This window comes from Pedobacter sp. MR2016-19, assembly GCF_014947265.1.
In the GTDB taxonomy this organism is placed as follows: domain Bacteria; phylum Bacteroidota; class Bacteroidia; order Sphingobacteriales; family Sphingobacteriaceae; genus Pedobacter.
Genome location: NZ_JADCNK010000014.1, coordinates 86,472 through 99,879 on the forward strand (window position 1 = coordinate 86,472; position 13,408 = coordinate 99,879).

At 37.8% G+C, this 13,408-nt stretch carries 11 protein-coding genes; 7 read left to right on the forward strand and 4 right to left on the reverse strand.

The window, feature by feature from the left end:
* The first annotated feature begins 9 nt into the window (after nt 1-9).
* The 5 genes from IM793_RS17290 (at nt 10) to IM793_RS17310 (ending at nt 5,781) form a co-directional block, all read left to right on the forward strand.
* A complete protein-coding gene (locus IM793_RS17290; RefSeq protein WP_132396499.1) occupies nt 10-369 on the forward strand; it encodes a hypothetical protein in 360 nt (119 codons plus the stop codon).
* Nucleotides 370-996: 627 nt separating this feature from the next.
* Nucleotides 997-1,524 (forward strand): ferritin, encoded by a 528-nt coding sequence (locus IM793_RS17295; RefSeq protein ID WP_132396501.1) that lies wholly within the window; start codon nt 997-999, stop codon nt 1,522-1,524.
* 770 nt (nt 1,525-2,294) lie between these two features.
* Nucleotides 2,295-3,743, forward strand: coding sequence for a circularly permuted type 2 ATP-grasp protein (locus IM793_RS17300; RefSeq protein WP_193423498.1), 1,449 nt, complete (start codon nt 2,295-2,297; stop codon nt 3,741-3,743).
* A gap of 10 nt (nt 3,744-3,753) precedes the next feature.
* Nucleotides 3,754-4,689 carry an alpha-E domain-containing protein gene (locus IM793_RS17305; RefSeq protein WP_131534150.1) on the forward strand — a complete coding sequence of 312 codons (936 nt, stop codon included), beginning with the start codon at nt 3,754-3,756 and terminating at the stop codon, nt 4,687-4,689.
* Between the two features lie 99 nt (nt 4,690-4,788).
* Nucleotides 4,789-5,781, forward strand: coding sequence for a transglutaminase family protein (locus IM793_RS17310; protein ID WP_193423500.1), 993 nt, complete (start codon nt 4,789-4,791; stop codon nt 5,779-5,781).
* Nucleotides 5,782-5,837: 56 nt separating this feature from the next.
* Here IM793_RS17310 and IM793_RS17315 read toward each other — a convergent pair whose 3' ends face one another.
* Nucleotides 5,838-7,169: a hypothetical protein gene (locus tag IM793_RS17315; protein WP_193423502.1), complete on the reverse strand. Its 1,332-nt coding sequence runs from the start codon at nt 7,167-7,169 to the stop codon at nt 5,838-5,840.
* Nucleotides 7,170-7,383: 214 nt separating this feature from the next.
* On the opposite strand from IM793_RS17315, the gene asnS reads away from it, so the two are divergent.
* Nucleotides 7,384-8,832, forward strand: a complete 1,449-nt coding sequence (gene asnS / locus IM793_RS17320) for an asparagine--tRNA ligase (protein WP_193423504.1) — start codon at nt 7,384-7,386, stop codon at nt 8,830-8,832.
* A gap of 734 nt (nt 8,833-9,566) precedes the next feature.
* On the opposite strand, the gene IM793_RS17325 is transcribed toward asnS, so the two are convergent.
* The 3 genes from IM793_RS17325 to IM793_RS17335 are packed head-to-tail and all read right to left on the reverse strand — an operon-like array spanning nt 9,567 to nt 11,746.
* On the reverse strand, nt 9,567-11,228 hold the full coding sequence (locus tag IM793_RS17325) for an FMN-binding glutamate synthase family protein (protein WP_193423506.1): 1,662 nt from the start codon (nt 11,226-11,228) through the stop codon (nt 9,567-9,569).
* Between the two features lie 13 nt (nt 11,229-11,241).
* Nucleotides 11,242-11,496 (reverse strand): Txe/YoeB family addiction module toxin, encoded by a 255-nt coding sequence (locus tag IM793_RS17330; RefSeq protein WP_193423508.1) that lies wholly within the window; start codon nt 11,494-11,496, stop codon nt 11,242-11,244.
* Nucleotides 11,489-11,746, reverse strand: a complete 258-nt coding sequence (locus tag IM793_RS17335; RefSeq protein WP_193423510.1) for a type II toxin-antitoxin system Phd/YefM family antitoxin — start codon at nt 11,744-11,746, stop codon at nt 11,489-11,491. The genes IM793_RS17330 and IM793_RS17335 overlap by 8 nt, the downstream gene beginning before the upstream one ends.
* A 128-nt stretch (nt 11,747-11,874) precedes the next feature.
* On the opposite strand from IM793_RS17335, the gene IM793_RS17340 reads away from it, so the two are divergent.
* On the forward strand, nt 11,875-12,495 hold the full coding sequence (locus IM793_RS17340; RefSeq protein WP_193423512.1) for an L-threonylcarbamoyladenylate synthase: 621 nt from the start codon (nt 11,875-11,877) through the stop codon (nt 12,493-12,495).
* The last annotated feature ends 913 nt before the right edge of the window (nt 12,496-13,408 follow it).

Genomic DNA, 13,408 nt, shown 5'->3' on the forward strand with positions numbered 1-13,408 from the left:
TTGTAATCAATGGAAAAAGCATGTATCGATATCAACGAACTGGTTAACGTATTCTCAAATACCCAGGGTTCTGTTTATCAATCAGATAAGTTAAACTGCTTTTATGTAGATTTTGGCGGTAAGTTTGCACGCTACAACTGCCTGTCGCTTCAAAAATTAAAAGCTGTTGTAGAACAGATTGATATTGAGGCGCTCCTTTTAAATACCCACAAAGCCGATTTCGAACTGGTTACCTTTAATGGTTGCGAACACATCTATTTGTTAAGTGCATTGGAAATTATCGCTTTAAAAGATTTGTTGCATGGTACTTTCACCATGTTCAAACTCAACCACATCATCAGCGACTGCCTTTATAGATTGGTTTATTAATAATGGAAGATGTTTGATGTGAAATGGAAGATGTACATACTCATTAAGTAAAGTATATTTTTTCAACGATTATTCAAATCTTTTTTTCATTGTTACTTTGAGCTGGTTGATTGAAATCAGAACGTCGAATTGATAACCGCAAATTGAAAACCACCAACTTAAAATTGCGAATTAAAAACTATATGGTAATAGTATTAATTACATCCGTTTTTCGCTCTATTCCATGCAGTGCGTCATACTGAACTTGTTTCAGTATCTATCACGTTGGGAAGATCCTGAGATAAACTCAGGATGACGATCGTGAGGTGGATTCAATATCCTACGCCATTCTTTAATCCTCAGTTATTCACATGGACTTAATCCATTGAAAACTGAAAATTCCCAATTGAAAACCGTCAACTGAAAAATTGCCAACTGAAAACCGATCTTTATCCTTCTGACCCTCAACAACTATCCGTCTCGCGTTATTCCATTTTCCCTCTTACATTTTACATCCCTTTCGCCTTATTTAAACTGATTACAAATAACTAATTATCAGCAATTTAGACTAATTTCATATAGCAAATAAATCACACAATCTGTTTAATTTGCTGTTATCTTTGTATCATTAGTTAAGCAAAGAAAATTATGAAAGACTTAATGCGCATTAAATGTTTAATATCACAGGATATTGAAACGTTATTAAATCAGCAGATCAAAAAAGAAGCTCACTCTTCATCACTATATTTATCAATGTCATCTTGGTGCGACCAAAATGGATTCGATTTTTCAGCAGATTATTTTTTAAAACAATCTGAAGAAGAAAGAGTACACCAATTGAAATTGTTCAAATATGTTTTGGATATGGGTGGAAACGCGATATCTCCCGAAGTTTCGGGTATTAAAACCGACTTCGCCGGATTTAGAGAAGTTTTCGAAGATGCTTTGGAAGCAGAGATTGCGATTACCCAGAGTTTTAAAAACCTGGCAGCTAAATGCCATAAAGAGCAGGATTTTGTAACCATGGAATTCTTGAACTGGTTCCTGAAAGAGCAACGCGAAGAGGAATATAAAGCACGTAGGGCACTAGAATTATTTGAAGTAATTGGCGAAGAAGGTACCGGAAGATGGGAAATCGATAAACATGTGAATAAAATCACTTACTCAGAAGCATAACAACAACAAAACCTATATTGAAAAGCTATCCTAAAAAGGGTAGCTTTTTTTTGTTTACCAGTACATCGTCATTCAAGAACAACCTAAGACTCTACGAAGCAAATCTCTGAAATCTCTAATATATACACTTTATAGATCTCTCCATTCCGTTTCACTTCAGTCGAGATGACGACTCTTCTTTGAAACCTATAATTGTTTTAACCTCCAAAATCCGCTAAATCTGCGTTTCTTATCTTCTTAAATCTGCGGAAAAACCTTACATAGCAAATTCATTTGTTTCCCGCTAATCGCGCAGAAAAGCACCGCTGATCTAAAAAGATTTTACTAAGTCATAAAGCATTAAGATCCACGCATGCGCGAGGATGACGAACTACTACCCTTTTCGCCACGCTTTATCCGATAATTATTGAGATGCTATACAAAAAAGAAAAGCCCCAGTTTTGCTGGAGCTTCTTGGTTTAGGTTGTTTGGTTTATGTTGATTATGAATAAGTCTTGAAAGTTTTATAAAAAAAGCGCCGTTGCCAGCGCTTTTTTTAAACCAAATATATAATAATAATTAACGAGCATCACAAAAGTACAAATTTTATTCATATCAGCAAACAATTTGATTAAAAAAATTAAAATTTATCATAAAAAAAACTAAAACACTAATATTAAGACATAAATAACTTAAATAAACATAGATAATTAACGATAAAAACAAATATTACTACATAAAAGTTAGTTTTTAACTCAAAAAATTATAATTTAAGGGAATATTCAAGAAAAATGATAGAAGATTTTATAAAAAATTACTTTAATCATCCCAAAACTTATGATGAGATGTTTCTAAATGGTGACAATTACAGAAATCACTATGCAAACTTCATCAGCAATTTCTCTAAAGAGTCGCTCGAAAACCTAAATAAAAAGGAAGAACTCGCTAAAAAGTTATTTATGAGTCAGGGAATAACCTTTACCGTATATGATAGCGGCGAAGGCATCGAAAAAATCTTTCCCTTTGATATCATCCCCAGAATTATCACCTCAACAGAGTGGTCTTTTATCGAAAAAGGAATAAAACAAAGGTTAAAAGCGCTAAATCTTTTCCTTAAAGACATTTATAGCAATCAATTTATCTTAAAAGACCAGATTGTACCCATAAATGTAATTTATTCTTGTCCGCATTTTTTAAGAGAGATGCACAATGTAAATGTATTGCACGATATTTATATCCATATTGCCGGAATAGACCTGATCAGAGATCACGACGGCACTTTTTATGTGCTCGAAGATAATCTCCGTACCCCATCAGGCGTAAGTTACATGCTCGAAAACAGGGAAATCACCAAAAGACTCTTTCCTGATCTTATTCCGCAATGCGGCGTAAGGAGCGTAACCGAATACCCTGCCATTTTATATAAAAATTTAATGAGCCTCTCTCCCAGAGCGGTTTCGAACCCAACAATTGTACTGTTAAGTCCGGGCATGTATAATTCTGCATATTACGAACATACTACCCTGGCCCGCTTAATGGGCGTAGAACTGGTAGAAGGGCGTGATCTGGTGGTTAAAAACCAAAAGGTATTTATGAAAACCACTACAGGCCTGCAGCAGGTAGATGTGATTTATCGCCGGGTAGACGACGACTATCTCGATCCGCTGATTTTTAATCCAAACAGCGTATTGGGCGTAGCAGGCCTGATGGGCGCTTACCGTAAAGGTAATGTAGCGATTATTAACGCAGTAGGCAATGGCGTAGCCGACGATAAAGCCGTTTACACTTATGTACCGGATATGATCAGGTATTACCTGAACGAAGAACCCATATTAAAGAATGTACCCACCTATCAGCTCAGCAATCAGGATGAGCTTGATTATGTTTTTGCCAACATCAATACCATGGTAATCAAAAAAACTAACGGAAGTGGTGGTTATGGCATGTTAATGGGACATGCGGCAACTGAACAGGAAACAGAGGAATACAAAATTGAGGTATTGAAAGATCCCCGCAACTTTATTGCCCAACCCACCATCAGCCTGTCTTCGGCTCCATGTTTTATTAATGGGAAACTGGCTCCGCGCAGAATCGATCTTCGTCCATTCGCCTTAAACGGGCCAGATGGTATCTCGATTGTTCCAGGCGGCTTAACCCGGGTAGCTTTAAAAGAAGGCTCACTCGTGGTAAACAGTTCGCAGGGCGGTGGCAGTAAAGATACATGGGTTTTAACTTCTTAGAATACAGCATATGTTAAGTAGAGTGGCATCAAGCCTATATTGGTTAAGCAGGTACGTTGAGCGCAGCGACGGTATGTTGCGCATGTTAAAAATAAATTACGCTTCCTCTCAGGATACCATACAGGAATTCACCTGGAAACCCGTGATCAGGATTTTTTCATCGGATGACGAAAATGAACTGTTAAATATCCAGCACGATAGCCGCGCGGTAATCGAATACCTCTTGTTAAACCGCGAGAATCAAAATTCAATTTTAAACATCGTTACCCTGGCCCGTGAAAATGCAAGGAGTGTCCAGGAACACATCCCTAAAGATTTATGGCAATGTTTAAACGAATATTACCATGCGGTAAAAGACGAAAAATTATTGTGGTACGTACAGAAGGATGATCCTGTTACCGCTTTAGATGTTTTGATTAAACAGGTAATGTTATATAACGGAACTGCCGACAGTGTGATGGAGCGTGGAGAAAGCAGGAGTTTTATGAATATTGGCAAACACCTGGAGAGAAGCATACAGTCAGTCGATATTCTCGACATTAAATTCAGCTCGATAAGCAGCAATCCTGATCTGTTGACTGATATCTCCTATTGGAAACATTTATTATTATCGTTGGGTGGTTATGAATTATACCTGAAAACCTATCGGCAAGGGTTTGATGCGAAAAACATTATCGAACTGGTAATGCTTAATAACGATTTTCCACGTTCAGCATTATATGCCATGAACAATATTGAACGATATTTTAACCGGCTAAAGAGTGAAAGTAATATCGAACACTACAATAACCTGTCTTTTAAAATAGGACGTTTAAAAAGTATGATTACCTACAGTTCTGTTAACACCATGAATGAAGAGCAGTTGCATCATTACCTTACAGAAATCAGGGCAGAGCTTTTCGGCATCGGCAACCTGTTAAATGAATATTATTTCGCAAACTCATAATTTTTAACCACAGATGAGCACAGATATTACTTCCTTTATTGATTTCCCATCTGTGTTTATTCTTTTTATCTGTGGTAACTTATAATAATAAAAACCAATATGCCAATTTTCAAAATCAAACATATCACCAATTACAAATACGAGTTACCTGTTCGGGATAGTGCGAATCAGATTATTCTATTTCCCATTAAAGATGATTTCCAAAAGGTGGTTAAACACGACCTGAATATCTCCGGAAGCCCGGAAATTGAAATTTTTATCGATTACTACGGAAACGAGGTGGGCACTTTTACCCAAAACGAACCGCACACCCAACTTAAAATCTTTTCGAAGGTATGTGTAGAAACCTTCCCGAAGCCATTGCCGCAAGACGATATGTTTAGCAGCGAGCAGTGGAACAGTTTAAGTGCCCTAAAATTCGAAGTACCCTATATCGACTATGTAAGGCAGGAAAGTTTTGAGGGTATCGCTCAGTTAAAGGAAACAGCTTTAAACATTAAGCACACTGAAGATACGCCTTACCAAACCGCTATAAAATATTGTGCTCATGTGTTCAACAATTTCGATTACATTAAAGGAGTAACGGCAGTTGATACCACTATTGATGAAATTTTAAAACTAAAAGCCGGGGTTTGTCAGGATTTTGCCCATGTATTAACCGCCATGTTGCGTTTAACAGGCATCCCGGCACGGTACGTAAGCGGCTATATCTGCCCTAACAGAGACGGCATGCGGGGTGAAGGTGCAACCCATGCCTGGGCGGAAGCTTACCTGCCCGAATATGGCTGGCTGGGTTTAGACCCGACCAATAATTGCATTGTAAACGAAAACCATGTGCGTTTGGCCGTTGGCCGGAATTTTACCGATTGCTCACCCGTAAAAGGCGTTTACAAAGGTGGTTTCGAGCATATTATGGAAGTAAATGTATCAGTAGGTTATAACGATGAAGACTTTAACGATCAGGAAACGTATTTCCAGCCGAAAGAAGTGAATTACAGCAAGCCCACAGGAACAATAAGCACCGTGAGAACCAAAAACAGCTATCAGCAATACATGGAAGCTATGCAGCAACAACAGCAACAACAACAGTAGGCAGTTTTCAGTTGGCGGTTACAGTTCAATCGACTAAAAAATAAAGTGGCAGGGCCTTACCTAATAGCTCTGCTGCTTAAAATTTCATCGATTTTCTCATTTTCAATAATCCACATACCTATCCGTTCATCGGTAATTCCATTCATAAGATTATACGTAAATGTAGGTTTGTTGTGTTCCATTTTGGTCGATAGGTATTTAAACATGATACTTTCGTTCTCTTTTAATATTTCGGCAACCTCAATAATATGAGTTGAAATCATGAAATAACAGTCTTTTATTGCAGAAAATGATTTAATCACAGATAAAGACCCATCAAATGCATCTTTAACATTAGTCCCTCTAAACAGCTCATCAAAAATTACAAAAATATTTTTGGAAACTTTGATCTTCTCTGCAACATGTTTTACCCTTAAAACTTCATTGTAAAAATGGCTAAACCCTTCGTTTAAATTATCAGGCAAGTTTATGGTCGACACCAATCCTTGCCAAATTCCTGTTTCCATATATGCTGCAGGAACCGGAAGACCTAAATGAGCCAAATAGACAGAAACCCCAACAGATTTTAAAAAAGTAGATTTCCCAGCCATATTACTTCCCGTTAGGAAACATACATTCTTACCAATTTCAAATTCAATATCATTAGCAACCGGATGATTTAAAAAAGGATGAAAAACACCTATAATACGCAGATGGCACTCTTTTGCATTCACGTTTGGCAAGGTCAAATTGTATTTCCTGGCTGCCTTAACAACAGCATAATAAGCATCAATCTGATAGACTAAATCTAAAAACCGTTTGATTGTCCTTAACTCAGTTCCCCTAAACATAAAATCAAGCGCTTCTAATTCGAATAAGTTAATCTTTTTCTCATCCCGCTCAACAATAGCTTTAATTAGTTTCTGTTTAAATAAAATTCCAACAATCTCATTAAATTCTTTAACCAGCACTGGCTTAACCTCCTGATCTAAGGCCGCAAAAACTCCATTAAGTTGTTTAAGCAAAGAAATAATCTCTCCTATGCCTTTTTCTTTTACATAATATGCCTGATTTGGATAAAAGAAATAATTGATAGACTTAGTTAGTGCGGAAATCTTTGAATAGAATTTGATTTTGCCATTTTGCACCAGATAACTTTCAATAAAGTCTATGTTCGTATGGTCAAAATTTAAATCGTCGCTATAATTAGATAGATATTTTATTAAACCTTGTCTTTCCGTAATGATCTGAATATCTGTGGAAGGCATTCTGAAAATTTCAGATAATTTATCATTGCCTTTAATGGTGAAAGTAAAGTTGAACAGCGAAAAAATACTTTTATTTGAGCCATGAACCTCAAATATGTTTAAATCAGTTAGGGTTTGTTTATCTATATCAAACTTATTCATGATGCGCTGTAGATGGATATGCTAAAATTGTTTTATCTATAAATCTTTTCAAGATAAGAATTTACGATAACAGTTGGCAGTTTTCAGTTCCCAATTAACAGTTCGCAATTTTCAGTTGGCAGATAATTCATCCTAAAAAACTGAAAACTGTATACTGAAACCTGCTAACTGATACATTTTTTTTTCTAAATTTGCGCCTTTTACAAATAACAATATGATTAAGAGACAGCAAATTAAAGATTTATTAAAGTCGACAGCATTTGACACAGAAGTAACGGTTATGGGATGGGTTAGAACTTTCCGTAATAATCAGTTTATTGCCTTAAATGACGGGTCTTGCATGGGCAATATCCAGGTTGTGATCGATTTCAATAATTTGCCTGATGAGCTGTTAAAAAGAATAACAACCGGCGCTGCCATTTCTGCAACAGGTAAATTGATCGAGTCTTTAGGTAAAGGTCAATCTGTTGAAATTAAAGCAACAACGGTAGAAATTTTGGGTGATAGCGATCCTGAAAAGTTTCCATTACAACCAAAGAAACACAGTTTAGAGTTTTTACGCGAAATTGCTCACCTGCGTTTCCGTACCAATACTTTTAACGCCGTTTTTAAGGTGCGTCATGCCTTGGCTTTTGCCATTCACCAATTCTACAACGAACGTGGTTTTGTGTACATGCATACCCCTGTAATTACCGCAAGTGATGCGGAAGGTGCTGGTGAGATGTTTAAAGTAACCACTTTAGATTTCGACAATACACCACGTACGGAAGACGGTAAAGTAGATTTCTCACAGGATTTCTTTGCCCGTGCAACCAACTTAACCGTATCCGGACAATTGGAAGGTGAATTGGCAGCAATGGCTTTCGGACAGATTTATACTTTCGGTCCTACTTTCAGGGCAGAAAACTCTAATACTACACGTCACTTAGCAGAATTCTGGATGATTGAACCTGAAGTTGCTTTTGCAGATTTAGAAGACAACATGCAGCTTGCAGAAGATATGATGAAGTATGTTATAAAATATACTTTAGATAACTGCAAAGATGAATTAGAATTTTTAAATACCCGTTTAGCGGAAGAGGATAAACAAAAACCGCAGAACGAACGCAGCGAATTTAGTTTGTTAGAGAAGTTGGATTTCTGTCTGGCAAACGAATTTGAACGTTTAACCTATACGGAGGCAATCAGGATTTTAAAATCTTCTAAACCAAACCAGAAGAAACAGTTTAAATACCTGATTGATGAATGGGGTGCTGATTTACAAAGTGAGCACGAACGTTACCTGGTAGAAAAACACTTTAAAAAACCGGTAATCTTAACCGATTATCCTGCTGATATTAAATCGTTCTATATGCGCCAGAATGAACCAGATGCTGAAGGCAGGCAAACTGTTGCAGCCATGGATATCTTATTTCCAGGTATTGGCGAAATGATTGGCGGATCGCAACGTGAAGAACGTTTAGACCGTTTAACCAAACGTATGGAAGATTTAAATATCCCTCAAGACGAACTTTGGTGGTATTTAGATACCCGCCGTTTTGGATCAGCGCCGCATTCGGGTTTTGGTTTAGGTTTTGAGCGACTGGTATTGTTCGTAACCGGAATGACCAACATCCGTGATGTAATCGCTTTCCCAAGATTCCCGAAAAACGCAGAGTTTTAGGAGGGTTTAGGGTTTAGGGTTTAGGGGAAAACAAATAGCCCATTATCAAAGAAGTCAAGTTTTTAAAACTTGACTTCTTTTTTTGCGTTATTAAAACCTTGAGAAAAACTACCATTGACAGATTCTAATATAAGGAATCGTCATTGCGAGAAGGCTTTTTCAGCCGACGAAGCAATCTTACAACGATCGCTATTAGCGTGAGCATTAAGGTTGCTTCATTCCTCGCCATGACGATTTTTCTATCGGATTATGTGAATGGTAACTTGTTTCAGCATAAAGATCCTGAGATGAATTCGCTAAAAAAATCTGTCGCTCATATTGATTTTTATAAAATAAATTACCCCTCAGGGTGACGACTGGGTTAATATAATCCTACACCAATCTATGATTTTGAACAATCGTCCCGGCGGGACGCCTGATGGGTAGCCAATTGTATAATTGGCATTTTCGTTCCGTAGGAACGTTTGGTGATTTAAACATTGATCTCCTTCGGTTGTGGCCACCTAAACCTGATTGGCGCGGAAAGCCCGCATCCCGATTCTTCATCGGGAGAGGACTTGCAGCAAAAAGCAGGACTGAACAAACCCAAATGCTACTGTCCCTGCTTTACAAAAAATAGCCCAAAACCAAAGAAGTCAAGCTTTTAAAGCTTGACTTCTCTTAGTGCTATGGAAAGACTTACGAAGTTCTGCCTATACTTAACCCTTTTAAACTTCGGAAGTCATCCCTCACTGTTATCGTCCATCCTCATGCATGGTATCTCCATACGGATTGGCGTGCGAATAATCTACTGCCGAAACCTTATAATCTGTTGGCGCAAAACTGGCAGAACTGCTCAGTGCCATACCCAGTTCATAACGGGTTGGATAAGGTGTCTGCAACAGGCTACCTGCCGGGATATAAGGAAAAGTCTCCAGATAACTCTGCATTACACTTGGGCTTACGCGCCTGTTGATATAGGCTCTGCTTAACTGATGTGTTTCTCTTAAACCCGCAGCACCTAACAATTCTACCGCACTGGCTACGGTTAGGTTATGGAAGTTTTTAACACGAACCGTTTTATCTTCCACTACCAAGCCTTTCATTAAACTCTGATCTTGGGTGGCTACTCCTGTTGGGCAGGTATTGCTGTTACACTCTAAAGCCTGAATACAGCCCAAAGCGAACATCATTCCGCGGGCAGCATTACACATATCAGCACCAAGGGCTATGTTTTTAACCAGATCGAAACCTGTTGCCACTTTACCCGAAGCAATAATTTTAATGTGCTTTTTCAGGTCAAAGCCATTTAAAACATCATACACAAAAGCCACACCTTCGCGCAAAGGCATACCTACCGAATTCGAAAACTCCTGTGGTGCGGCACCTGTACCACCCTCACCACCATCAACAGTAATAAAATCAGGGTAAATTCCGGTTTCTACCATAGCTTTACAAATGGCATAAAACTCGCTTTTACGACCAATACACAATTTAAAACCAACTGGTTTACCCCCTGATAAATCGCGAAGTTTTTTAACAAATTCCAGTAAACCGATAGGTGTATTAAAAGCTGAGTGCGCCGGTGGCGACAATACATCTTTACCTTCGGGTACCAAACGAATCCTGGCGACTTCCTGTGTTACCTTTTTGGCTGGTAACATACCACCATGTCCTGGCTTGGCACCTTGCGAAAGTTTAATTTCAATCATTTTTACCTGATCGGTTTGTGCCCGCTCGGCGTAAGCATCATAATTGAAGGTACCATCGGCATTACGACAGCCAAAATATCCCGTACCAATCTGCCAGATTAAATCGCCTCCTGGCTTACGGTGGTAATCGCTTATCCCGCCTTCGCCCGTATTGTGTGCAAAATTTCCCATTTTGGCACCACCATTTAAGGCTAAAATGGCATTCTGACTTAAGGAACCAAAACTCATGGCCGAAATATTATAAATACTGGCTGAATAAGGTTTTTTACATTCTGGTCCGCCAACAGTAACACGCGGATCTAAATTTAATTCATGGTGTGATATAGCCGCAATACTGTGGCTCAACCACTCATAACCATTATCGTAAACATTTAACTGCGTTCCAAAAGGGATCGTATCGTTATCTTTTTTAGCGCGTTGGTAAATTAAAGAACGGTTTAACCTGTTATAAGGCGTACCGTTGGTATCACTTTCTACGAAATATTGATATACTTTCGGCCTCAACTCTTCCATAAAATACCTTAAACGGCCGAAAACCGGATAGTTTCTCACAATACTATGCTTTGGCTGGTATAAATCGTAAACACCAAGCAGTACAAAAGGACCGGTAAAAATGAATGTCCACCATAAAAAGGGATGATATAAGCCCAGCATAATGGTTAGGGCGATTAAAAATGCGGCAATCGCGACGAAAGCTTTTCTCATGTTTTGTTATTTATTAGGTATGGTATCTGCACTGTAGAAAAATAATTTTGTTATCTTCTACTTTGTATACCAGTCTGTGTTCTAAATTAATCCTCCTCGACCACCATCCGGAATATTGGTGTTTTAATGGCTCAGGTTTCCCGGCACCTTCAAAAGGAGTGCGTTCGATTTCTTTTATCAGTGCATTTATTTTCTTCAGAATCGATTTATCAACCGATTGCCAATAGAGATAATCCTCCCATGCTCCATCAAGAAATAATTTAATCATTATCAATCAGGTCCTGCTCCTTAGCTAAACCATTCTCATAATCTTTTAGTCCCTGCTCTAGCCTAAGCGCATTTTTTGGACTTTTTAACAGATAAAAAGTTTCTTGCATACTATCATAGTCTGCCTTAGAAAGAACTACAACATCTTCCCCTTTCGCTCTGGTAACAAACAAGGGAGTATGGTTAGTAAAAACCTTATCTAAATAAGACTTTAAACTTTGCCTGAATGAGGTATAATTTGTGATTTCCATGGTAATGTATTCTAAAAATCAAAAGTAAAGATTATAAAATAGCTGTACAACTATTTGTACATATTTAGAATCTGTATGATTAATATGTTCTCTAAACAACAAACGTTTAATTTTGTTATTTTTACGCTATGCTTATTAAGATCTATCCAGAGAATCCCAACGAAAGGGCCATTGAACAAGTTGTTGAAGTGCTGAAAAAAGGCGGTTTAATCATCTACCCTACCGATACTATTTATGGTTTGGGCTGCGATATTACCAATCCGAAAGCAATCGAAAAAATTTGCCGCATTAGGGGCATTAAACCAGAGAAAGCTAATTTCTCTTTTATCTGTCATGATTTAAAGCACATTTCTGATTATATCAAGCCAATTGATAACACCACTTTCAGGGTGTTAAAAAAAGCTTTACCAGGACCATTTACCTTTATTTTTAATGCCAATAACAATGTACCCAAGTTATTGAGTTCGAATAAAAAAACGGTCGGTATCCGTGTGCCCGACAATAACATTGCCCGTTGCATTGTGAAAGAACTCGGCAATCCGATCCTTTCAACTTCTATAAAAGATGATGATGATGTAATTGAATACTCTACCGATCCGGAATTGATTCACGAAAAATACGAAAATCTGGTCGATTTGGTAATTGATGGTGGTTATGGAGATAATGAAGCCTCTACCGTAATTGATTGTACCACTGGCGAGTTTGAAGTGATCCGTGAGGGTAAAGGAAATATTGAAGAATATTTGTAGATCTTCTGCATTATAAAGCTAGATAACCTGTCTATCAGACATATATTAGCGCTATTTTTTTGGAAGTGAAGGTCCTGGTTCGCTGTGGCAGCCTCCTGCCCTGCTTTACTCTCCAAGTCCTCATCCGATAAAGGATCGGATTGCGGGCTTTCCGTTCCAATCAGGCTTAATAACAAAGTCTGTAACCACCAGGCGCAAACCTTTATATGATAAAACCTGCGTTTATTCGCTTAAATCAGCGGGAAACATCAATAGTATGCCATCAACCAAAGCCATGATGATGGTTTGTTTCATAAAAACGATATAAATAACAGGAGAATTTAAACAATAAACCTCCTGATTGTGGTCATTGCGAGTAACCATAAGGTCTGTGGCCTGAAAAAAATAGGAATGACGTCCTATATACGCTTTCTAACGTATTAGGTTTAAGATTTTGCATCCTGCAAAACTCATTGAGCTAAGATGTCTAAGGTGGTCATAAAAATTAAAGACTACGCTGTTTAATTCACCACCTTAGACACCTAAGAACATCTAATTCATTAAATAATCCTTTAGGCTTTCACACCATATAAGAACATGTAAACTTATATGGTCCTTAAGTGTCTTATATGGTCAAAAAAATAATACTAAATATCAGTTATTTACATAAACGTCATTATAAGAAGGCTCTTTCAGCCGACGAAGCAATCTTTATGGCAGGCATTACCGGCACGAAAGATTGCTTCGTCGTTCCTCCTCGCAATGACGACCTTTCTTTAATGATTTCTCCTGAAGAATCTTTAAACCGAAATTCAAAAAAGCACAACAACGTCTGCAGAATCAGAAAATTATCCCTTATCACATTTATTTTTCCACAATCATTCAAATTAACATTAAGTTAATCTGATTATAAGGCATTTGCCTATACATTTGT

What these genes read in the sequence shown, in the direction of transcription:
- IM793_RS17290 (WP_132396499.1), top strand. Translation starts at nt 10, where the DNA reads ATGGAAAAAGCATGTATCGATATCAACGAACTGGTTAACGTATTCTCA.
- IM793_RS17295 (WP_132396501.1), top strand. Translation starts at nt 997, where the DNA reads ATGAAAGACTTAATGCGCATTAAATGTTTAATATCACAGGATATTGAA.
- IM793_RS17300 (WP_193423498.1), top strand. Translation starts at nt 2,295, where the DNA reads ATGATAGAAGATTTTATAAAAAATTACTTTAATCATCCCAAAACTTAT.
- IM793_RS17305 (WP_131534150.1), top strand. Translation starts at nt 3,754, where the DNA reads ATGTTAAGTAGAGTGGCATCAAGCCTATATTGGTTAAGCAGGTACGTT.
- IM793_RS17310 (WP_193423500.1), top strand. Translation starts at nt 4,789, where the DNA reads ATGCCAATTTTCAAAATCAAACATATCACCAATTACAAATACGAGTTA.
- IM793_RS17315 (WP_193423502.1), bottom strand. Translation starts at nt 7,169, where the DNA reads ATGAATAAGTTTGATATAGATAAACAAACCCTAACTGATTTAAACATA.
- asnS (WP_193423504.1), top strand. Translation starts at nt 7,384, where the DNA reads ATGATTAAGAGACAGCAAATTAAAGATTTATTAAAGTCGACAGCATTT.
- IM793_RS17325 (WP_193423506.1), bottom strand. Translation starts at nt 11,228, where the DNA reads ATGAGAAAAGCTTTCGTCGCGATTGCCGCATTTTTAATCGCCCTAACC.
- IM793_RS17330 (WP_193423508.1), bottom strand. Translation starts at nt 11,496, where the DNA reads ATGATTAAATTATTTCTTGATGGAGCATGGGAGGATTATCTCTATTGG.
- IM793_RS17335 (WP_193423510.1), bottom strand. Translation starts at nt 11,746, where the DNA reads ATGGAAATCACAAATTATACCTCATTCAGGCAAAGTTTAAAGTCTTAT.
- IM793_RS17340 (WP_193423512.1), top strand. Translation starts at nt 11,875, where the DNA reads ATGCTTATTAAGATCTATCCAGAGAATCCCAACGAAAGGGCCATTGAA.